Source organism: Dapis purpurea BLCC-M126 (assembly GCF_050015975.1).
GTDB lineage: Bacteria > Cyanobacteriota > Cyanobacteriia > Cyanobacteriales > Microcoleaceae > Trichodesmium.
This window is the reverse complement of the sequence record NZ_JBNHER010000316.1, coordinates 1-22,572: the sequence shown is the minus strand read 5'-3', so window position 1 is coordinate 22,572 and position 22,572 is coordinate 1. Positions and strand designations below refer to the sequence as shown.

The 22,572-nt window shown below is 31.7% G+C and carries 18 protein-coding genes; 8 read left to right on the top strand and 10 right to left on the bottom strand.

The window, feature by feature from the left end:
* Positions 1-365: 365 nt before the first annotated feature.
* Both ACP6PL_RS29195 and ACP6PL_RS29190 read right to left on the bottom strand, forming a co-directional pair.
* Positions 366-1,661, bottom strand: coding sequence for a glycosyltransferase (locus tag ACP6PL_RS29195; RefSeq protein WP_426548858.1), 1,296 nt, complete (start codon positions 1,659-1,661; stop codon positions 366-368).
* 335 nt (positions 1,662-1,996) lie between these two features.
* Positions 1,997-3,100 carry a glycosyltransferase family protein gene (locus ACP6PL_RS29190; protein WP_426548857.1) on the bottom strand — a complete coding sequence of 368 codons (1,104 nt, stop codon included), beginning with the start codon at positions 3,098-3,100 and terminating at the stop codon, positions 1,997-1,999.
* A 545-nt stretch (positions 3,101-3,645) separates the two neighbouring features.
* On the opposite strand from ACP6PL_RS29190, the gene ACP6PL_RS29185 reads away from it, so the two are divergent.
* The 4 genes from ACP6PL_RS29185 (at position 3,646) to ACP6PL_RS29170 (ending at position 8,074) form a co-directional block, all read left to right on the top strand.
* Entirely contained in the window at positions 3,646-4,740 is a 1,095-nt protein-coding gene (locus tag ACP6PL_RS29185) for a glycosyltransferase family protein (protein WP_426548856.1), read from the top strand.
* A 274-nt stretch (positions 4,741-5,014) separates the two neighbouring features.
* A complete protein-coding gene (locus tag ACP6PL_RS29180) occupies positions 5,015-5,926 on the top strand; it encodes a sulfotransferase family protein (RefSeq protein ID WP_426548855.1) in 912 nt (303 codons plus the stop codon).
* Between the two features lie 314 nt (positions 5,927-6,240).
* Positions 6,241-7,218, top strand: a complete 978-nt coding sequence (locus ACP6PL_RS29175; protein WP_426548854.1) for a hypothetical protein — start codon at positions 6,241-6,243, stop codon at positions 7,216-7,218.
* 19 nt (positions 7,219-7,237) lie between these two features.
* Entirely contained in the window at positions 7,238-8,074 is an 837-nt protein-coding gene (locus ACP6PL_RS29170) for a sulfotransferase domain-containing protein (protein WP_426548853.1), read from the top strand.
* Positions 8,075-8,167: 93 nt separating this feature from the next.
* Here the strand turns inward: ACP6PL_RS29170 and ACP6PL_RS29165 are convergent, their stop codons facing one another.
* From ACP6PL_RS29165 to ACP6PL_RS29150, 4 genes are all read right to left on the bottom strand, one after another.
* A complete protein-coding gene (locus ACP6PL_RS29165; protein WP_426548852.1) occupies positions 8,168-9,049 on the bottom strand; it encodes a sulfotransferase domain-containing protein in 882 nt (293 codons plus the stop codon).
* A 31-nt stretch (positions 9,050-9,080) separates the two neighbouring features.
* Positions 9,081-10,010 (bottom strand): sulfotransferase family protein, encoded by a 930-nt coding sequence (locus ACP6PL_RS29160; protein ID WP_426548851.1) that lies wholly within the window; start codon positions 10,008-10,010, stop codon positions 9,081-9,083.
* A 34-nt stretch (positions 10,011-10,044) separates the two neighbouring features.
* Positions 10,045-10,632, bottom strand: a complete 588-nt coding sequence (locus ACP6PL_RS29155; RefSeq protein ID WP_426548850.1) for a hypothetical protein — start codon at positions 10,630-10,632, stop codon at positions 10,045-10,047.
* Between the two features lie 362 nt (positions 10,633-10,994).
* Positions 10,995-11,915 (bottom strand): sulfotransferase, encoded by a 921-nt coding sequence (locus tag ACP6PL_RS29150; protein ID WP_426548849.1) that lies wholly within the window; start codon positions 11,913-11,915, stop codon positions 10,995-10,997.
* Positions 11,916-12,161: 246 nt separating this feature from the next.
* Between ACP6PL_RS29150 and ACP6PL_RS29145 the strand changes: the two genes are divergently transcribed.
* The 4 genes from ACP6PL_RS29145 to ACP6PL_RS29130 all read left to right on the top strand — a co-directional run bounded on the left by ACP6PL_RS29145 (position 12,162) and on the right by ACP6PL_RS29130 (position 15,731).
* Entirely contained in the window at positions 12,162-13,166 is a 1,005-nt protein-coding gene (locus ACP6PL_RS29145; RefSeq protein WP_426548848.1) for an Npun_R2821/Npun_R2822 family protein, read from the top strand.
* Positions 13,167-13,564: 398 nt separating this feature from the next.
* Positions 13,565-14,500, top strand: a complete 936-nt coding sequence (locus ACP6PL_RS29140; RefSeq protein WP_426548867.1) for an Npun_R2821/Npun_R2822 family protein — start codon at positions 13,565-13,567, stop codon at positions 14,498-14,500.
* Between the two features lie 426 nt (positions 14,501-14,926).
* Positions 14,927-15,226 carry a hypothetical protein gene (locus ACP6PL_RS29135; RefSeq protein ID WP_426548847.1) on the top strand — a complete coding sequence of 100 codons (300 nt, stop codon included), beginning with the start codon at positions 14,927-14,929 and terminating at the stop codon, positions 15,224-15,226.
* 229 nt (positions 15,227-15,455) lie between these two features.
* The gene (locus tag ACP6PL_RS29130; RefSeq protein WP_426548846.1) at positions 15,456-15,731 is read left to right on the top strand and encodes a hypothetical protein; all 276 of its coding nucleotides are present in this window, start codon (positions 15,456-15,458) and stop codon (positions 15,729-15,731) included.
* 440 nt (positions 15,732-16,171) lie between these two features.
* Here ACP6PL_RS29130 and ACP6PL_RS29125 read toward each other — a convergent pair whose 3' ends face one another.
* From ACP6PL_RS29125 to ACP6PL_RS29110, 4 genes are all read right to left on the bottom strand, one after another.
* The gene (locus ACP6PL_RS29125; protein WP_426548845.1) at positions 16,172-17,122 is read right to left on the bottom strand and encodes an NAD-dependent epimerase/dehydratase family protein; all 951 of its coding nucleotides are present in this window, start codon (positions 17,120-17,122) and stop codon (positions 16,172-16,174) included.
* A gap of 177 nt (positions 17,123-17,299) precedes the next feature.
* Complete coding sequence (locus ACP6PL_RS29120; protein WP_426548844.1) at positions 17,300-17,653, bottom strand: hypothetical protein; 354 nt, start codon at positions 17,651-17,653, stop codon at positions 17,300-17,302.
* Positions 17,654-18,115: 462 nt separating this feature from the next.
* Entirely contained in the window at positions 18,116-19,825 is a 1,710-nt protein-coding gene (locus ACP6PL_RS29115) for an ABC1 kinase family protein (RefSeq protein WP_426548843.1), read from the bottom strand.
* A 669-nt stretch (positions 19,826-20,494) separates the two neighbouring features.
* Complete coding sequence (locus ACP6PL_RS29110) at positions 20,495-21,646, bottom strand: DegT/DnrJ/EryC1/StrS family aminotransferase (protein WP_426548842.1); 1,152 nt, start codon at positions 21,644-21,646, stop codon at positions 20,495-20,497.
* Positions 21,647-22,572: the final 926 nt, after the last annotated feature.

The following is a 22,572-nucleotide window of genomic DNA, read 5'->3' as shown; positions in this document are numbered from 1 at the left end:
TGTCTGAGCGATCGCCTCTTGAGCAGACTATTGGTTTAACTCAAACGTCTTAGTTAAATTTTGATACTTAGCTTCTGACTAGGGTAGGTAAAATTTATTTTTCAAATTCAACTTAACAGCCAACTTTATAGCTCCACAAGAAAACTGAATATAACTTTGAGTGAACTACAACGTCTGAGTTTTTGGATTTTAGATAATTGTCTGAGCGATCGCCTCTTGAGCAGACTATTGGTTTAACTCAAACGTCTTAGTTCAATTTTGATACTTAGGTTCTCACTGAGGTAGGCAAATACTACTGAATTTATAAGTTGAAATTTGTCACTCAATCTTGTTCCTTTTTAAAATTAAACTTAACGGGCAACTTTTTACAACTCTCCTAACAAACGGACATACTCTTTAGCAGTCTCTCTCCAAGTCCAATGAGAAAAGCGTGTATCTATTTCTTCAGCAGATAACTTCTTCCGAGGATTAAGAATAAATTTTTCCATACAATTCGCTAAAGCATCCACATCACCAACCGGGAAAAAATCTACCAGATCGCCACATTGATAAAGCTCTACCTGTTCTCGAAAAACTTCTAAATCTGACACAATAGCAGGTATTCCTCTAACAACTGCCTCCGATAAAGCCAAACCAAAACCTTCGTATTTAGAAGGAAAAACTACACAAGAAGAATTGCGATACCATTTTTCTACATCTTCATCCGAAGAATATCCTAACCCCTCAAAATACTCCTGCATTATATTTTGATTATTCTGAGATATTTCCTGACATTGATGCAGATAATCAATATATTCTTGACTGTTCTTTTGTTGAGATAAACTAATTTTCCCCGCAATCAAGTTATCGGTTTCTTTACCAATCAAAACTATTTTAAACTTCAACTTTTTTTCTGCAAGTTTAATACCAGCTTTTAACAAAGTTAAGTGATCCTTATAAACACCAAAAGAAGAAGGCAAATAAAAAATTGGTAATTCATCATTAGATTCATGAGAATTTTCTGCTAAACCCAATAACCTTTGTGAAGCATTTGACTTAGTAGGAAAACCAGATATAGGTACAGCTTTTATTTTGCCACTAAATTCAGGAAAAACCGAGAGAATATCCTTTCGTGTTTTTTCAGAAATAGTAAAAACAATATTGACCTTTTCCAACCATTCTAATAAGCTTAAATCATATTCTTTAATATAAGATTCTGGATAAGTTAGTGGTGAAAATCTCCAGAATACATCATACGAAATCATTGCGAAAGGAATATCAAGATTAGGTGTATCTAATCTATTAGCTAAAAAGTACAAACAATGAGTAGCTTGATAACGACTAGTTAAATATTTGATACTAAACTCACTCTGATATTTACGACGGAGACGCTTAAAAAAACTTTTAACTTTTTTAGCCTTAAAATTATCTGATAAAGATGAAAACTTATTAATTAAAGAAAGTATTCGAGATTGTAAAGATTTAGGAGGTAATGTAAATGATTCGTATTTGATTATTGGAGATTTAGGTAACTTTTGTTGAAAATAAGGAATGTCTTTCTTTGGGAAAATTAATATAATTTCTTCTACTGCATCCATTTCAATCCATTCTTCTATTGTTCCACATATTACCCTTTCTACTCCACCTTTACGATAAAATTCTATAGGAAGTATTAGTTTCATAGTTGCTCCAAAATTTAATATTTTTCCTACCCCTAATTACAGCAGTTTTAGAGTTGATGAGGTACAAAACTGTCGGAATTTAGGAAACAGGCAAGAGACACCAGAGAATTAATTAACTGTACCTCACTATCCGCCAAAAGTGCTGTAATTAGAAACTAAACTAATCAATAATTAGACATTTTCCCACAAAGCTTTTAATTATAACTTTCTAATTATAGAGGTTAATGAGAAGCAAATTTTCTATTTTTGTTTAAGTAGTTATGAAGCAGGGAAAAAGTTAGAAATTTACCTACTTATTTCTCTAGACTAGAAAGAAATTTTTATCATTATTCGTTTTAATCAATATTTTTCAACCATAATGGTGCTACATTTTCCCAAGTTTCATTTTTGACATATTGTTGAATTTTTTCCCTAATACCTACTAATTCTTGAGGGTTTTTCAAAAGCTCGACAACTTTATAAGCTAAAGCTTCTTGAGTTTCCTTAACTTGAGGGTCGCCATCTACCTTAATGCAATAATCCTTTTCCTTAATTGCTGCATAATTAGTAGTAACAGGAACGCAGCCTACCATTGCCGATTCCCGTAATGAAATACAATCTATTTCTTCATAAGCACAGCCATAATAATGAATAGCTGAAGTAGATTTTTCATACATTAATTGATTGTGCCCTATACTACCATGTTCTATTACTCCTGGCTGCTGCATTAATTCTGTCATTTTTTGCTTCCAAGGTATTAACTTTTTACTAAAATCGCGCTTTGTCCAGCCATAATAGATATGGAGTTCTGCTTCAGAAATTTCTCTTTTGATAATTTCCCATCCCCACATTAACATGAATTCTAAACCTCGATAGTACCTGGAAGCATATACTAATCTATATGGTTGTTTTTCGTTTTTACTCAGTTCAAAAACAGTAGAATCAGCACCATTATTAATAACTACGAATTTATCATCAGGTATATCTGGTAATAAATTACGCTGGTAATAACTTTTGACAAAAATTTTATTATAGGGGTTTAAATATATAGGATTAAATGTAATTATATCGTGCCAATCAAACCAGATTCTTTTTGCCTTAGCGTAGGTAGGCAACATTTTAGGATGTCGCCACATAATTAAAGTGTCAAAAGTATCGTACCAGTTGATTTTGTCATAGTTAACATACTTAACTCCTCCATAAATACCCTCTTTATCTTCACAATTAGTGAAAATTGTTACATCATATCCTTGCTTGATCCATTCTCTAGTTAAAAAGAATACTGCAGTATCTGAACCACTTGCACCCTTAGTTTTAATATCAGATTCTAGTACCAAAAACCGCTTTCCTAGATAATATACAATTGACTTTTCCGGCCATTTTTTAGCACTTAGTTTTTTAGTTAAATCTTTCGTGAAGGGAATTTGAGATTTGAGCCACTTTTTGAGAGATGTTAGCATAATATATGTTTAAAGCAGACAATAAAATAAGGTAATAATTTTTGAGGATATTTGATATTTTTTTTGCTAATCTACTTGCGTTAGACTATAGTATATGACTTCATTTTTAAGATAATTTAGAAATAGAATCTTCTACTCTAAAAAAATCATCCTTTGAGTAGACACACTTCCATGTTAGAATCATATCACAAAACTTTTGAATAAGTTTAATTTACAAAGATTGAAAGTAGAGACTAGAGCATAGTAGAGTTGATCTGTCAATAATTAATTTGAAGTAATATAAAAAAATGAAAATTAATAGAATGGCAACTATTCTGAGAAATATATTTTGAAGAACAAGTAGCAGATAGTTGCATTTCATTGGATGATAATTTTGAGTAAAGACCTCAAGAGGCTATGATCGATGAAATAAGTAATTTCTCCATCGGATGTGACAGGTATTTTCTGGCCATCTTTGGGAAACTATCCAATACAATCCTGAATAGGGTGAATCTTTCTGTTGACAGAGTTAGGAAAGTAGAAAAATTTACTGGGAGTAATCAACTGTGGCTATTAAGAAACTACTCAATAATTTTAATTCTAAGTTAATTGGATTAAAAAAAAGAATAACACCTAAAGTATGGTCAGAAAAATCTATTGTTTACTACACTGGTGAAACTCCTTATCAATGGTCTCCGGAAAGTCTTAAAACTGGATTAGGAGGAGCTGATGCTAGAATAGTTTTTCTGGGCAGAGAATGGGTAAAGTTGGGTTACAAGGTTGCTGTTTATAATAACTGTGGCAATAAAGAAGGTGTCTATGATGGAGTAGAATATCATCACTATTCAAAATTTAATCCTTACGATAGTTTTGATACTTTAATTATGTGGCAATTTGCCTGGAGAATAAAATTTCCAATTCAAGCTAATAGAGTATGGTTAGATTTAGGATCGGTATTACTGCCTAGGGAAGTTACTTATGAAAAATTAAAGCACTACGATAAAATTTTCTGCAAGAACAATTATCATCGTACTTTATTACCAGAAATACCTGACAATAAAATTGCGATTATCCCTAATGGAATAGAACCATTTTTTTCATTCCTCTATGAAAATCCTAAAGAGCTTCATAAAATTATTTATGCTTCTAATTATATTAGGGGGCTAGAAAGAATGTTAGAATTTGGCTGGCCGATTATTAAAAAAGAAATTCCATCAGCAGAACTGAATATTTACTATGGTTGGGGTAGGAAAATCGATCCAGATTGGAAAGAAAAAATGTTAAAACTAATGCAGCAACCAGGAGTAAATGAACGTGGCAAAGTAGGACGAGAACAACTAATGGAAGAAAAATCTACTTCATCAATTAATTATTATGGTTGTACTTTTGAAGAATTAGATTGTAATACAGTCCGGGAATCTGCTTTAGTAGGATCAGTACCAGTTACAACAGATTATGCTGGATTACAAGATAAAAGTTATTGTGTTAAAGTCGCCGGTCATCCTTACGACAAAGAAACTCAAGAAGCATTAGCCTATAGAATAGTAGAATTACTAAAAAACCCGGAACAACTTCAAGAAATCCGAGAAAAAAATGTTGAGTTAGTCAAAGATGAAACTTGGGAAAATATAGCTAAGTTGTGGTTAAGTCAAATATCATAAGGAGGTATTAAAAAATAGATTGGTTGATGGGGTGATGCGGTGGTGGGGGGTGAGAAAAGTTTCTAATTAAATACGTTTACTCTCCTGACATATCCATTAAATGGCAAATACAGAACTTCTGTACTTTTCTCAAGTTTTATGTTAAGTAAAGAGGTTGATAAAGTATAACCTTCGATAGGGGATGAAAAAAATATTTGATTCAGTATTTCAAGTTTTAAACTTCAACGGTTGGTACTGATAACTAATAACTAATAATTAATAACTGATAACTGAAATGATAATGCCAAATTTTTTATTAATCGGTGCTGCTAAGTCTGGTACTTCTTCTCTTTATTATTATCTGAAGCAACATCCTCAAATTTATATGCCAGCTTCTAGAGACCAAAAAGAACCTGATTTTTTTACTTTAGAAGGAGAAAGTAAAGAACGAATTGGTCCTAAAGGTGTTCATTTGATGCAGAATGCAATTACAGATTTAGAAAGCTACCAAGAATTATTTGCTGGAGTGACAGATGAAATAGCAATTGGGGAAGCTTCTACTTCATACATATATAGTGAAAAAGCTCCACTGCGAATACATAACTATATACCTGATGCTCAAATAATTGCTATTCTTAGAGATCCAGCAGAAAGAGCTTTTTCTCACTTTTTATTTTCTCTAAGTAATGGTAGAGAACCAGAACCTGATTTTAAGAAAACATTAGAGCAAGAAGATTGGCGAGTAGAAAATAATTGGAGTTTCCAATGGCATCATAAACGTCGAGGTTTTTATTATCTCCAACTCAAGCGTTATTTCGATTTATTTCCTGCTAATCAAATAAAGGTTTATCTGTATGAGGATATTAGAAAAGATCCTATTGCTTTAACTCAAGATATCTTTAAATTTTTGGGAGTAGATGATACTTTTGTTTTAAATGTGGCAAAAGTACATAATCCTACAAACGTAGCCAAAAATCAAACTCTTAATACTTTACTAAATCGTCCGAATCCCATTAAAGATAGTTTGAAATTATTTATGCCAATGGGAATTAGGAAAAAAATAGCAGGTGTTCTCAAAAAGAAGAATTTAGGTAAACCAAAATTATCTCCAAAAATCAGAAAGCAATTAATTGCAGAGTATCGGGAAGATATATTAAAACTTCAGGATTTAATCGGTAGAGATTTATCAAAATGGTTAGAAGTTTAGGGAGATAAAGATTAATTGATACAGATGAACAATAAATAAAATTTCTAGCTTCCCTATTGCCCAAAGTGATTTTCTCAAAAATTAAAGATTTAGGTCAACTAAAACTTTCTCTAAAATGTTAGAAAGCAAAAATTTATGACTACCAGGAAGATATATTTAAAGTTTGAATATTTAATTGGTAGAAATTTATCAAAATGATTAAAATTTTAGCCAAATTAAACATTAATAAATTAATCTTGCCAAATCAATAAAATCTTCAATCTCCCTAATTATTAGAGGTAGTGATAACTGATAACTAATAACTAATAACTGAAATGACAGATTTACCCCCAATATATTTTTATCTTCCCCAAAAAGATTGGTTAGATAATATGCCAGAGCAACCAGATGTTTATTGGGAACAATTTGGCCAAGGAATATACTCTTGGACTTTACAAACCTATCTTTATCTTAAAGCAGATGGATTTCCTTGTACCTTAGTAGGAACTATGCCAGACGAAGGAATTATTATTGCTCATAGAGATTCTTTCCCTTACAAACTAAGACCAACACCGAAGGTTCTAATGGTCTGTATTAAACCAGATCGAAATCCTCATCCTTATGCTCAGTTACAAGTTGTCCAAAATCCTCAAGATGCCAAAAAATTGAAAAATAGTTATTACATTACTCATTGGAGACAACCAGGATTAATTCCTCGTGATCCTGATAGGGACGATCGCTTTGAAAATATTGGTTATTTTGGCATTAGTTTTAATTTAGCGCCAGAATTAAAGGCTGCTTCTTGGTCAAAACAATTAGAGGAGTTAGGATTAAATTGGGAAATTATCCCTAAAAATCGCTGGCATGATTATAGTAATATTGATGCTATTGTGGCTGTTCGTAATTTTCAACAGCAAGATTATACTCAAAAACCAGCCACTAAACTCTATAATGCTTGGCACGCTGGTGTACCTGCAATTTTAGGAAAAGAATCAGCTTTTCAGTCAGAACGGAAAAATGAGTTTGACTATTTTGAAGTTGCTTCTTTAGACGAGGCTATTAATATATTAAAGCGTCTTAGAGATAATCCTAAAATGTCTCAAAAAGTTAGAGAAAATGGTCAAATTCGTGCTAAGGAAGTTGACCCTCAAAGTGTTTTAATGCAATGGCGTAGATTTTTAAGTAATACTGCTATTCCTGAGTACAAATGTTGGTGTAGTTTATCATCTTGGAGACAATCTATCTATTTACAGAAATGTTTTTTGAGTATTAGAGTTAATGGCTTAAAAAACCGTATTTCTGCTTTCCGATAATCTTAAAATAAAAAATTATATGAAAAAAGCAATTAAAGATGCTTTGTCTTTTTCTGAAAACTTTACTAACTATAGATTTATTTCTAGTCCATTTAGAAAACTTCCTAATTTTATCATCATTGGTGTGATGAAATCTGGAACAACATCACTATATAACTATTTAATTCAGCACCCTCAAATCATACCTGCTAAAAAGAAGGAAGTTCATTTTTTTGATAAAAATTTCCACAAGGGTATTTATTGGTATAGAAGTCATTTTCCTTTATTTTCAAACTTAGATTATGTGACTGGAGAAGGTAGTCCTTATTATATTTTTCATCCTCTAGTTGGTCAACGAATAGCTAAAACTATTCCTCAAGTTAAACTAATAGCAGTTTTAAGAAATCCTATAAATAGAGCATTTTCTCATTATCAAAGAAATGTAGCTAGAGGATATGAAAATCTATCTTTTGAAGAGGCGATAGATCGAGAAGAAGAAAGGTTGAAGGGTGAGCGAGAAAAGATATTAAATGATGAAAGATATCGGAGTCGTAATTATACCTTTTATTCATATTTATCCAGAGGTAGGTATATAGAACAAATTCAAGATTGGCTGCATTATTTTCCTCAACAACAATTTTTATTTATCAAAAGTGAAGATTTATTTACCAATCAATCAGAAATTTATTCTCAAGTATTAAATTTCCTAGACTTACCGCAATTTCAGCCTAATACCTTTGAGGTTTATCTTTCTGGGGAATATAAAAAAAACCGCCAAAAGATGAATGATGAAACGAGAAGAAGATTGACAGAATACTTCGAGCCTTACAATAGAAAATTGTCCGATTTTTTAGGAGATGATTATAACTGGAGTTAATAATTATTTGTATAAATTATGGTGCTAAACCAAGTATAGTTATTAGCTTTCTTAGAAAATTATGACAGGTCAATCTTATATATTGATCTATTTCTAGTTATCATAATTATATCCCTGTAAAAAATTAACTTGGTCTATTTTTCTTTGAGTAAGTTCAATTAAATCTTGATTCCAGGGACATTTACTACGACTTTTATTAGGAGAACTAAAGATAATACTTGAACAATCTTCCAAATAATCGTCATTAGTTTCTAATTCCAAAAATGATTGAGTTATTTCTTTAAGTTGCATTTGAGGATTTTCTATCAAAGACTCTAACTTCAAAAGGAAAATTTTATTACTATCAATTCTTTTGATAATATATTCATTGGCATAGCACAAGTCAAAATAGTAATCAATACTCCACTCCAAACTTTTTGAAAGGCATTTTTTATAAATTGAACTGATGTTATCAAATGGATTTCTAACGACATGAAGAATTTTGAGAGGAATCTTGACTTGATTTTCTAAATCCTTAAACAGTTGAAAATTGTCTTTTAACCTTTTAGTTGTTCCTCCTCCTCTTTTATCACCAATTATTTTTAAATTAGCAAATTTTCCATTCCATTGATTGGGAACTTTATACTTAAACCTGCCTTTAGGTATTTCTGTTTCGGGAATTAAACTTTTCTCTTTGTTGATAAAATACTGGGAGTTGTTTAACAGTAAAGAGTAAAGTTGTAGCTTGCTAAAACCTGCTTCCACATATTGAAGAGCATCTAGTTCATGACTAAGAATAATATTCGGATGAGCATCAATCAAAGCTCCCACTAAACTATGTCCGCTTCGAGGATAACCGATAAACATACAATACTTTTCTACATTATTAAAAAGGTTACGATTAATTAACCCTTTAGATAAAGAAGCGATCGCTAATTTACTAATTTGATAGCGTTCTAATAGTTGCTGATAACTTGTCTTAATAAAACTTTTCATCGGTGTGTGCTCCTCTAAAAATTTTTAGTATTTAGTATTTTAACCATGCAGATAGATCCCGATCTATCAAACTTTGAAGATTTAAAATATCCTCTCTATATTCCTCTAGTAATTGTTGACGCACTTGAGGAAGCAAAGATGGTTTAAATGATTCACTAACCTGAACAGTATTTTTTTTCTTTATATATCCTGTAATAATTTTGCGTAGTTCCATCGGAAACAAAACCTTGAAAAAAGATTTAATAGGATTCTCCTGAGTCAAAAAATTATGTAATTTAGTATTACGAGGCATCCGTTTTAATTTTGAAACATTATATTTTTGAGAAAAATCAGGTGTAAAATTATTATCTACATTTAAAAATTTAAAAATATCTTGCACAGTTTTTAGAGGCTCATCTCTAATATCTTCATATAAATAAATGCGAATTTGGTCAGGAGAAAAAATTTCAAAATAACGTTTCAAATGAACATAATAAAACCCAATCCCTTTATATTGCCAGAAAGGACTCCAACCTTGACTCAGACGTTTCTCTTCTTGTTTAAGAGCATCAGCAAAATCTAAAAAAACTTCACCCCCATCTTTCCAATGTTGTAAATAATCGGAAAATGCTCTGTCAGCAGGATGACGAAGAATAGCAATAATTTTTACCTCTGGAACATATTTTTTAATTCTTTCCACTGCTTCGGGAATGTATAAATAGGATGTAGACGCTTCTCCAATAGCAAGTTCATCATTTACTTCTTCAAAAAGTTTTTTATAATCCTCTATTTTAGTAATCCTTTTCTTCATAAAATTTGCTTGTGAAGGTCCGTTAAATCCTTGAGTTCTACCTTCAAAAGAAAAGAAATGTGGTTCTTTTTTCTCTGGAAAAAAAATTTGAGGATGTTGTTTCAAGTATTCATATAAAGATGTAGTGCCAGATTTAGGCGCACCAATAATTAAAAAATTAGGCATAGTCATCGGAATTAACTTCCTCCTTCAATTTTTGAGTTATTTAAAAAAATCTATTCGTCAATATTCTGATAAGGTCAAATTTAGAAGATAAAAACCTTCCTTGAAAACGATAATTTTTTTGATAAGTATCACGCTGTTTAGTAATATTCAATCTATTTTTTTTCAGGCTATCTATACAATTCATAGTATATTTACCATGTCTGGTACTTTCTCCTAGAATAAGTAAATTTTCTTGAGAAACATATAATCTTTGATCTAGTAATATCTCTAAATTATCTTTATATTTATCTGTCTCGTGAGCATCAAACTTTCCTTCTGGAAAATTTTCAAATAGATATCTTAAAACTTTAACTCTTAAAAATTGATGATTCCAGATTTTTTTTAAATTTTTTCTTTCAATGAAAATTTGTTGGTCGGTTGAGGATATTGTATTGTTCAAGTTTAAATGTTTTTCACTTAATAAAGCACCACACCTATTATATAATATTGCGCATATACTTGGGTCGGTAATAGTTTTCACCCACTCATATATTTGATTGACTTTTTTTTCTTTAAGATCGATTAGGTAATAGTCATCCATACACCAATAAATCCATTCATCATCTGCTAAATCTTGTAATAAAGTCATAATTGTAGGCTTAATGTCTTTAGGTGTTTGAATTAATTCAATTTTAGAACCATATTTTTATTTGAGAAAGTGAGGATACTGTTGATAAGGTACTCTAAAAGTAAAAGGATTTTTTGACCATTTTCTTTGGTAGGAAGTTATCATGTGGTCGCAAATATCATGATTTTTATCGTAAGTTAAAACTATGGCTTTCATAATGTTCTTCTTTCTAAGAATATGATTCTATTTATGTACTAATAAAATATTAATTTAGATATTTTACTTACTTTTCCTAAACTATTATTTTGTCAGCAACATCTATACCCATTTTTAGGGTACAATTATCCTACAAATATGCAACGCTTACTCTAATGTGATTATCTTTAATTCCACTCAAAAGGCTTATTAACTTCCCCCGCAACACTCTCAAATATTTCTAGTTTTTCAGGTGATAATTCTCTCTGCCAACGTAAATCTAATTTGATAGTAAGATCCATCTTTTTATAATAATCACCATGAATTTTTTGTCGTACTTCATTTTCTATCTCTTGTCCTTTATAGCGACGAATTAGAGAATAAGCACCAGAATTACCAGAAACATCATAATGATCGTATTGCCAATACTCTATCATAGAAGGAACAAAATTTATATTCACAAAATTACAAATTTTTTCCACAGTTTGATGAGGATTACTAGCTAATTGTTCATAAGCAATTTCAATTCTTTTTTCAGGATTAAATTTTTCAAAAAAATCATTTCTTAGTTTGTGTTTTTCTACCCATTCTGTTGCCACCTTAGCCATATCCCAATGAGGATATTTTCTGAGATAAGAATTAACAACAGCTCTACCATCACGAACTAAATGAATTAAATACGCTTCTACTCTTCCTGATGTAAATTCTTGAGCTTGAATTTTTTCTCCAATCCAAGGATAACCTTTGCTAGCATCAATAATAACCCTTTTATTATCTAGCTTGGAAAACATAAAAGAGTAAGGATTAAAAATTTGGTCTATTTTGAAAATTTGTCTGATTTTTTTCTCAAACTTTAAAGGAATATACTTATTTAAACGAGTATTTCCTAGAACACTAGCCAACTCATATAGTCCTTTTTCTCCAAAAGTTTTTTCCCAAAATTCAGATGTCATATTTACACAATCAATGGGCTTTTGCTGACGATAACGATTGGGAAGACCTACTAATTCACCTGCTGAAAAACAGTCTGGATGACTGCCTAAAATTAGTGATAAAAGACTAGAACCAGAATGCCCACTTGACATTATAAATATGACCTTTTTGTGCATCAGTAATTATTCCTATCAAAAAGAGTAAACAAAAATAATTGATTATTGAGATAAAAGTATAAAAGTAGGTTAAATTAGTATTGCATGGAATTATTGATATAATCAATAGCAGTAATTCAAATTTATTTTGATGACCCAAAAATAGGGTCTCTAGTCTCCACTTTTAGGGGAATGAAAAAAGTAAACTTCAGTATTTCAAGGCTCCCTATTGCACGAGGTACTGATAACTGATAATTGATAACTGAAATGACCAACGGTATATATACAGTAGCAAATGATGTTGTCTTCGATCAACTGGTAGCCCTACTCAATAGTATAGAGGTAAATGTCGGCAGTGAAACCCCAGTTTGTGTTATTGCTTATGATGATAATACTGAAAAAGTCCAAGCAGATATAGAAAAACGTAAAAATGTTCAATTTTTAGACAATCCAGAGATATTTGTCCCTTGGGAAGAATTTTCTTACCAAGCTTGGAAAGGTCATCCAAATGCCCTAAATATGTGGGCAGAAAAAGGTATTAAAGGAGTAAATCGAATTGGCATGAATCGTAGATATTGTGGCTTCGATCCTCAAGCTCCTTTTGAAAAGTTTATGTATTTTGATGCGGATATTCTGGTCTTAAATTCCGTTGAATATATTTTTGACCAGTTGGATAAAGATGACTTTGTTGTCTATGATTTTCAGTATAAAGACCCCTCTCATATTTTTAATTTAGACTCCCCTAAACTGTTTGAAGTTTTTCCAGAATCACGGATTGAATCTGAAATTTTTTGTGCGGGATTTTATGCAGGAAAAAGGGGTTTATTTTCCGAATCACAAAGAGAGTTTCTAGTAGAAAAGCTCAACTCTGGAGAAGGAGAAGTTTTATATACATCCGCTCCAAACCAATCTTTACTCAACTATATGAAAATGCGATTGGATATTCCTGTTTATAATTTTGGTCTTGATTTACCTCCAGAAAAAAGAACAGGTTGTTCTGTAACATCACCTCATTTTGAAGAAAGAAATAATGTACTATATGATAAAGGAGAAAGACTGACATATCTTCATTATATTGGAGTTTCTTCTAAAAGATTTGCCAGGCTTTGTCAGGGAGAAAATTTAGATTTTCCTTATCGAGAAATTTTTCTCCACTATCGTTATCTCCACGAACCAGATAAAAGACCAAAATTTACAGGGAAACCAGAACCAGAAAATCCACCAGTAAATCTAATGACTAAAGTATTCAAAAAACTAGGTTTAAATCGCTAATTCAAAAATTAACAATTAATAATTAGCTCTTCTTTTCAAGAAGAGGACTGGATCAAAGTCAAACATTTTAATTTTTTCTCCTTAAAAGGAGAGGCTTTCAATCAAAATAATTAGTTATTCGGTCAAAAAATCTCAAAGAAATTTATATTGTTGCTAACCATCTATATTGTTGCTAAACATCTAGGATTGCAAAATATATTAATTATCTAGGAGTTGATTCTAAAAAAATTACTAGGATGTGTTAGGGAGAAAATTTAGATTTTCCCTATTGAGAGATTTTTTTACATTATCAGGAGAGAAAAGACTAAAATTTACAGGTAAACTAGAACTTGATAATCCCTCAGTAAATTTCATAACTAAAATCTGCAAAAAACTGGGTTTAAACCGCTAAGGAAAAAATTATGAAAGGAATATATATTGTTGCTAATGATAAGGTACTTGATAACACAATTGCTCTCCTGAAAAGTATCCGATCGTATGATTCTGATACTCCAATTATGATGATTCCTTTTGATGAAAATTATCAACAAGTAGCAGAAATAGTTACAAGTAAATATGGAGTAGAAATTTATCCAGACTTAGAATTTGTAGATAATTTATGTAACAAACTATATAACATTTTCGGTCAAGGCTTTTTTAACACCCCTAACAAACAAAAAAAACAAGCTTGTTGGTTTGGACCGTTCGACGAATTTCTATATATTGATGTTGATATTGTTGTGTTTGAAAAAATCGCCGATAATCTCAAATACTTAGCAGATTATGACTTTTTGTGTTGCGACTATCAATATTTAAGTGGAATAAAAAATGTATTCACATCCAAAGTTATAGACAATAAAATCTTTACTCAAGAACAACTTCAAGATGTATTTAATAGTGGGTGGTGGGCATCAAAGAAAAACCTGTTTACAGAAAATGAATTATATGAAACTTTTGCCGAATGTGCTGCCCATACTGAATATTTTGACTTTTCCGAAAAAACTACAGATCAACCAATATTTAACTATATCGTATTAAAACATATTTCTCGGCGATTGAATCTGGTTCAGCGAGCAGAAGGTAAAGGTCCAGGAAGCTGGGCAGGTAGTCCTCATTTTCAAAGGGAAGGCGATCGCTTGATTGACCCTAAAGTAGGTAAACCTGTACAATATTTACATTGGGCAGGTTTTCGGATTGAACCAGGATGCCCCTATTGGGATATTTGGGAGCATTATCGATATCTGGGCGAAGCAAAACCAACCCACTATCCTAAAAAGACAGAAAAGAAAAAAAGTTTAGGAGAAAAACTTATTGATAAAGTCAAAAATATAGCTCGGCAAATCAAGAAAAGTTAATGTAAGGAAACTGCTATAAGGATTTTTAATATATTTAAGATGATTTCGATCCAGAAAAACCCAATCGCCAAAATAAATTTACACTTTACAGGGTGGTAAATTAAAAAAAGTTAACTAAAGAAGGCAAAAATTTTTTTTCAACAGGGATATATTGATAATTTATAGAGTTAGAAAAACTTGAAAAATTAAAAATATAGAGTTTCTCTAGAAGCATAATTTATACTTGTTTTTTTATGTTGCCTTTTGCTAGATCGGCTATTGCCTCAAACCTATAATTCTGTACCTTACTTCTGAGAGTAATTGGAGTATATAAATTTATATTTAAGGAATTATTCAAGATATTTTTTAGTTACTACCCTTGTTAGACTTAAAATTCTTCCCTAATTTTTCCACTTATCCAACTCAAATAATTTTAAGCATTTTTTATTGTTAAAATTTCTAGGTAAAAATATAACTCAGGAACAAAATTTTTTTTGTTTTTGTACTTTGGCACTAGGGCAAAGATATGGCGATATAATCAAGGAGTTAGCTAAAGACTTGGAAACAAATTCTCCCGGAACTTCCCTGGTAATTTATACAGAGAAACCTGATGATTTTAGTAGCTATAAAAATTTAATTGCTTTTAAACATCATCAACAAGGTATTCAACATTGTTATAACTATAAAAGATTTCTTTGCCAGAAAGCAATATCATTATTTCCAGTAGCTATATATTATAAATGCTGATACTAGAATTTTAGAATCACTACCAGAAGATATTGAATGGAAACCAGGAATTACTGGACGCTATAAAAATCTAGTAGAACACGTTTCAAAATATCGAGCTTCTAGTTTACCAATATTAAAAAAATTAGCAGAGAAGCTAAATATTTCGGATAATTCATTTAATAATTCTAGTTGGATAGGAGAATCTTTATTTATTCTGGTTAGAGATAATGGTAAAGAAATAGAATTTTTGTCAACTTGGGGAAAGGTTTCTAGGTATGCACAATTAAAAGGAATGCACGCTGGAGAAGGTAGTTTAATGGGATTAGCTGCGGCAAAAGTAGGATGGGTTATTAATAGTGAAGCGTGGGAAAAAATTAGTCGAGTGACTCAGCACTGGGATGCTTCTCGTAGTAAATCAAAAGCAACTTCTTGGGATAAATTACAAAAGAGGATGGGATATCATTATCGTTTAAATAAAAATAGGATAATGGCTTTAGGAGATTTTGAATTTTATTATCGATGATCAGTATAAAATCTGGTTTCTATAGACGCCGAGGATAAAATATCAAAACTAATCTATCGACTAAATTATAATAACTTTAACAAAGATAATTTTCATTGATTTACCGATTTAAAAAATTGGGCAATAAATTCAATTCATTAGAATAATCTTTTACGTCTTTCAACTTATAGCAATTACCATCTCTGATTGAGGTACAAAATTAGTTGGTTTCAGGGAGTAGGAATTCGGGAAATAAAAGGAATATAAAAGAATAAAAAACTGTACTTCACTAACTTGAGAAACCCTATATCAAACTTCAAAGATACTTATTTTGTTATTAAGAGTTTTGATAGATTTTGAATTTTATTATTGTAATGTTCGTATTTTAATTAAAGAGTAAAGTGTTGACTCAGCACCTTACTCTATAAATATTTTATCAGACAATAATAATAAATAAAAATCTAACTATAGAGAGACTGCACCCATTCCCATTCTCTTTGCAATCCCTCTTTCAAAGAAACTTGAGGTTGATAACCTAAAATTTTCTGTGCCTTAGAAACATCAGCACTGGTATGACGAGCATCTCCCCTCGCTTTTTCCACAAAATTTCTCTTAATTGGATGTCCTACTATTTCCTCCATCATATTAATTACTTCTGCTAATACTACCCGACTACCTCCACCTATATTAAATACTTCACCTACTGCTTCTGGTACTGTACCTGCTGCTAAGTTAGCTGCTACTGCATCACTGACAAAAGTAAAATCTCTAGTTTGCTGACCATCTCCATAAATAGAAATTGGTTCATCTTGCAAAATCCACTTAAAAAATTTATGAAAGGCCATATCAGGTCTTTGCCGAGGACCGTAAACTGTAAAGTAACGCAAATATACACATGGTACACCAAAATTTTGATGATACAACTTACCTAATCGTTCTGCTGCTAACTTAGTAATTCCATAAGGAGATACTGGTTGAGGACAAATAGTTTCTGGGGTGGGGAAAGTTTCAGCATTACCATATACAGAAGAAGTAGAAGCATAAACCAATCTTTTCAAATTAGGAGCATCTTTAGCAGCTTCTAAAATTATTTGAGTAGCATTGATATTACGTTCTGTATAACTACGAAAACCTTCACCCCAACTAGCACGAACACCTGCTTGGGCAGCTTGATGATAGACTATATCTATATCTACCAGTAACTCTGACCAATTCAAAGATTGAATATCATTTTCTATTAGTTGAAAAGCAGGATTGTCTTTAAATTGAGAAATATTCTGACGCTTCAAAGCAGGGTCATAGTAATCATTAAACTGATCTATTCCTATTACCTTATTACCTTGATTTAATAGAGTTTCTGCTAAATGAGACCCAATAAATCCACCAACACCTGTTACTATAATATTACTCATTTTTTTGCTATATTATTATATTGACTACTGTTTGACATTAACGAGGAAGTATAGCAATATGAAATGATTTGTAAAATATTTGTACCTTATGCTTCTAGCCTGACAGTGTAATAGATCCACTCCAGTTCACATTTCAAATAATATTACTATATATATTTCAATATTGATGAGATAATTCTAATTCTTTTCCTTTCTACCCAGTTCCATCTTATCTAAAATTTTTCTGAGCTGAATCCAAACAACTAACCCAGTTCCTAGAGTTAAAGGCAAACAGATAGAATAGGCAACTAAATTAGTAAATCCAAATAATTGTAAGCTTGAGGATAAAAAAATTAATGCACCACTAGCAATACCTAAATAAGGAATTTGTAATGTTAATCCTCTCATAGTTTCTATGTTGCAAGTAGCAGGATCTTCTGACCAATTTTGAACCAGTTGCTTAATTAATTTAGCAAATACTACTCCCGAAGATAAGCTCATCAACAAACCAACTGCGATTAAAAGATAGGGAGGTTGAGGCAGATTATACACAAAAAAATACTTCCTTGATTGATATATTTATTGGTTTTGTCTTTGGTAATTAATACTGCTGAATTACAGAGTTATTGTATAGCTAAATTAACATTAGACATCTCCAGAAAATAAACAAGTCTTTGATTTAACATAAGCAATTGAAAGCAATAGAGTTGTCAAAGTTGACCATTAAATCATTTTGGATATTTTTAGGACAAAAATATCCTGTCTGTTCCCTGTCCGCTGTTCCCTACTCCAGACAAAAATCTATATCTTTTTCGGAGAGGTCTATTTGTCTGTAATCCAGCAATATCAGAATATTAACTTATTAGTTTTATTTGTGTTTCATAATAATTGAGACACAAGAATATTTGAATTAATTACTAACAAAAGAGTCGAGGAAAAATTATGACTATCGATCTCTTTTTTTCCTCCCTATTCATCCAAGAATATACAAAATTCAATTCTTACTCCTGGCTCCTAACTCCTTGCTTGATAATTTGTCATTGCCATTACAGAAGGTAAAATTGCCGCAGCTCTCTCTGTAGAAAATTCTGCTAGAGCACCCAGAGCAAGATTAAACAAACGATTTGGTTGAAGGTCTTCTTGAATTAAACCCCACAGACGACCAACTTCTTCTGTATGAATCCGGTCATCTTCTACTATTGCTAGTATCAATTTTTTTCGGAGAAATTCACCCTCTTCGCTCAAAAGATATTGTAAACCTAATTGAGCAGTAGGTAGTATATCAAAATTTTGGTCTGTCTGGGCTATGCCAATCAAATTTTCTAGCCTTTGCCACTGAAACTTTCCATCTTTAAACAATACTTCAATCAACCGACGACGTAATGCTGGGGACTCACCTTTTAATAACCTTCTTGCTACATAAGGATAAGCTACATCTACAATTCTAAAATCTGGATTTAGGGAAAGAGCTAAACCCTCTTCGGTAACTAGAGAACGAATAATTAGGGCAAACTTAGCAGGCACTCGGAAAGGGTAATCATACATTAATTCCGAGAATTTATCTGTAATCGTCTTGAAGTTAAAATCCTTGACTTTCTCACCCATAATATCTCCCAGGACTATTTCTAGAGCTGGTATAATTGGCTGAATATCTACATCTGGTGCAAGAAACCCAAGCTTGACAAAATCTTTAGCCAACTCTTGATAATCTTTATTAATTAAATGAATTACTGAGTCAACTAAAGTTTCTTTAGTATCCTGCTCCAATTGATCCATCATGCCAAAGTCAATGAAGGCCATTCGACCATCTTTTAATGCAAATAAGTTGCCGGGATGAGGATCTGCATGAAAAAAACCAAACTCTAGTAATTGACGTAAACCGCTAGTTACACCTACAGTAATTAGAGTATCAGTATCAAGACCTGCTGCTTGAACTTTTTCTGTATCTAATAATTTCAGACCATCAATCCATTCTAGGGTCAAAACATGGGTGGTCGTATAACGCCAATATATTGATGGTACTTTCACACTTGGGTCATCTGCGAAATAAGTAGCAAATCTTTCTGCATTACGCCCTTCATTTATATAGTCAATCTCTTCATATAGTTTTGTGCCAAATTCATCTACAATCATGGATAAATCATGGCCGAGATTCAGAGGCAACCAAGGAGCTAACCAACTTGCTGCCCATCGCATCAAGAATAAATCTAGAGTTATGATAGGTAGTAAATTTGGTCTTTGAACTTTTACTGCTACATTCTCGCCAGTCCGAAGACGTGCTTGATAAACTTGAGCTAGACTAGCTGCTGCAATTGGTTTAGGAGAAATTTCGCTATATATATTGTTGATGTTTTGGCCTAACTCTGTCTCTATAATTGAGATTGCCTTCTCATTATCAAAAGCTGGTAACCGATCTTGTAGCTTTATGAGTTCTTCTAAAAAATCTTTACGAATTAAATCAGGTCTTGTTGATAGTGCCTGACCTACTTTAATAAATGTTGGTCCTAAGCGAGTTAGTATTCTTCGCAGTTGAGTTGCTCGTTCGGGAGTATCTTCAACTTTGTGATATCGCCATTTATCCCACAAAACTCCCAAAAGAAAACTAGCAAAAGAAGAAGTTATAACAAGAAATCTCCAGATTACTAACCAAAGACGATAATGGTAATATTCAGCGATCGCTTCTGGATCGTACCGTCTATTTGAATTAAAGTGATTTTTACCCACTTTTAATATTTTCCTCTTAAATTTTATATTTTTTATTTATTGTTTCTACAAGCTGAAGTTGTTAGGTATATAGGTAAATTTTTATTACCTAAAATCTATGATCTTATGCTCAAAATATAACCTGAGACCTACAACATTTTTAAATGATTTAAGTTAAATATGACTTACGGCTTTTTTTAGGCTTCAACACTACAAATAGTGTGGTACTATAGTTTTGATTGACTATATATAGGGTTGATAGGTAAGACATCTGAAAAAAGGAAGGGTGTTTCACCACACGAATAAGTAAAGGATATTGGTAGTCTTTCAGTGAAGACTAATTGTTAGTTTTCTGTAAATTAGTTTTATTTCTTGAACTGAAATTTTTCCTTCATATTTATTCTTGTGTATCACGCTCTTTCTCTACTTAACTAATGGCAAATTCTCAGTAATTCAGAAGGTATAGCGCTATGCACAAGTCAAAAGTTAAAACTATTTTTGACTAAGTTTTCGGTGCCAATATATTCCGCCAATGGAATTTATAAATATCCGCGCCGTAAATGCGTAGTGCTACATATCAAATTTTATCCTTGCTATTTTACATTAAATTTTTTTTATTTTTATTAAGTATAGTATACAAAACTACAAATTTCCCAAATAAATTTTAAAGAAATATTAAAGTCAAAAATACTATAGTTCTTGCAAACAATCTTTCAAAGCAAATATAACTTGCTCTTGTTGTGGAGTTGAAAGTTCAGGAAACATAGGCAAAGACAAAACTTGATGGCAAACTTCTTCTACAATCGGCAACTGATGGTGCGCCAAAGATTTGTAAACGGGTTGTAAATGTAAAGGTGTGGGATAGTAAATTGCTGAACCTATTCCCTTATTTTGTAGCTGAATACGAACCCAATCGCGCAGAGAATTAAAAAAACGATACTTTGCTGTAGCCTGTAACTCTTGACTTTTAAGCATAATTGTGTATTGATTCCAAACACATCTACCTCCAGGTAACTCTTGGGGAGGAACTACACCAGTTATGCTACTAATAAATTTATGGTAAATATCTGCCAAGTCGCGACGTTGCTGATTCCAACTATCTAGATAAGGTAATTTAACTTGCAAAATTGCAGCTTGTATGGTGTCTAAACGACTGTTAATACCGATGTCTTCATAAAAATATTTGTCAGACTGTCCATGATTTTTGAGCATCCGCACTTGAGCAGCGATCGCTGGATTATTTGTGGTCAGAGCGCCCCCATCTCCAAAAGCTCCTAAATTTTTAGTAGGAAAAAAACTAAAACAACCAATATCACCAAAACTTCCGACTTTTTGGTTATGCCATTCTGCTCCTGTAGCTTGGGCACAGTCTTCGATAACTATTAAATTATACTGACGAGCGATCGCCATCAACTGGGTCATATTTACCGGTTGACCAAATAAATGTACTGGCAAAATAGCCTTTGTTTTTTCTGTTATAGCTGCTTCAAGTTGTTCAATATCTAAGTTAAAAGTCTGGGGGTCAATATCAATAAAAATTGGAGTTGCTCCTACTGCACTAATTACTTCAGTAGTAGCGAAAAAAGTGAAAGGAGTAGTAATTACTTCATCACCAGGTCCAATATTTACAGCTCGTAAAGCTAGAAATAGAGCATCAGTGCCAGAGTTACAGGATACACAATGAGATACTTTTATATATTTAGCAAATTGTTGTTCAAAGTCATCAACAATATAGCCACCAATGTAACGACCAGAAGCAAGTACCTCTTGAACTTTGGCATTTAGTTGTTCACTGATTATTTCATATTGTTGTGTTAAATCTAGGGGGGGGACATTAGTCATATTAAAATTAATGAATTAGAGAATATAGAGTATAATTCAAATTATAGTATTGTCGTCGTCAAAAGCCTTTAGGGAAGTTATTTATTTGAGAAGTCTTTGGTAACCATCGCATTAGCAATATGGAGCATTATCGCCTCCGAACACAACAATATATCAGGTCTTTCTCTTCTTCCAATTAATTGCCTAGCTTGATCAATGTTCTGAATATTTGTAAGGTAAACTTTATCATAAAAAATATGCTGAAAAAGACATCTCTAATGATGTCAGATAAGTGTCTTTTATTTGGCTTAATATTATTGTTTGTATCTCTAAGTATTTGGTTGATTTATTAGAGTAATTTATGTTTATGTGCTGTGTTGTCTTCTATTATAACTTTATTACCCTATTGGATAGGGGAAGTACACCTTAACTGGATAATATGATTGGAATTATTTCCCTTATTAGGAATGTAAATAACGATGGAGAATATTCGTTAAATTTGTAGTAAAGAGTAATAGTTATCATCAAATATTACTTCAGTCTGGAGAACAACATTTATTTTATGGCTGATTCTAGAAGACTATTAATGTTTTCTATTTTGTAAGTTACTTTTCTGAGCATCATCCTATTAGTTAGATTACTTAAATTTAGAGGAAATAAGAATATCTATCTTATTAGATTAGCAACTTCAATTCTATTTTTCTAGCCTATTCGTCTGCAGATCAAGATAAAACCTATAACCCTGTATTTTACAAATTATTAATATATTGTTTACCGAATAATTATTAATTATTAATTATTAATTAAATAATTCAGGTTTAAAGCCTCCTCTTTCAAGAGGAAAAAAGCGGTCGAGGGATGGCGAGGTCTCCTCGCCATATCCAATCGACCAAGAAAAGAAATAATATTTCCTTATATTCAATCCTCTCGGTTTTAACCAGAGGTAA

Coding starts and splice junctions, on each gene's coding strand:
- ACP6PL_RS29195 (WP_426548858.1), bottom strand. CDS start 1,661: ATGAAACTAATACTTCCTATAGAATTTTATCGTAAAGGTGGAGTAGAA.
- ACP6PL_RS29190 (WP_426548857.1), bottom strand. CDS start 3,100: ATGCTAACATCTCTCAAAAAGTGGCTCAAATCTCAAATTCCCTTCACG.
- ACP6PL_RS29180 (WP_426548855.1), top strand. CDS start 5,015: ATGATAATGCCAAATTTTTTATTAATCGGTGCTGCTAAGTCTGGTACT.
- ACP6PL_RS29175 (WP_426548854.1), top strand. CDS start 6,241: ATGACAGATTTACCCCCAATATATTTTTATCTTCCCCAAAAAGATTGG.
- ACP6PL_RS29170 (WP_426548853.1), top strand. CDS start 7,238: ATGAAAAAAGCAATTAAAGATGCTTTGTCTTTTTCTGAAAACTTTACT.
- ACP6PL_RS29165 (WP_426548852.1), bottom strand. CDS start 9,049: ATGAAAAGTTTTATTAAGACAAGTTATCAGCAACTATTAGAACGCTAT.
- ACP6PL_RS29160 (WP_426548851.1), bottom strand. CDS start 10,010: ATGACTATGCCTAATTTTTTAATTATTGGTGCGCCTAAATCTGGCACT.
- ACP6PL_RS29155 (WP_426548850.1), bottom strand. CDS start 10,632: ATGACTTTATTACAAGATTTAGCAGATGATGAATGGATTTATTGGTGT.
- ACP6PL_RS29150 (WP_426548849.1), bottom strand. CDS start 11,915: ATGCACAAAAAGGTCATATTTATAATGTCAAGTGGGCATTCTGGTTCT.
- ACP6PL_RS29145 (WP_426548848.1), top strand. CDS start 12,162: ATGACCAACGGTATATATACAGTAGCAAATGATGTTGTCTTCGATCAA.
- ACP6PL_RS29125 (WP_426548845.1), bottom strand. CDS start 17,122: ATGAGTAATATTATAGTAACAGGTGTTGGTGGATTTATTGGGTCTCAT.
- ACP6PL_RS29110 (WP_426548842.1), bottom strand. CDS start 21,646: ATGACTAATGTCCCCCCCCTAGATTTAACACAACAATATGAAATAATC.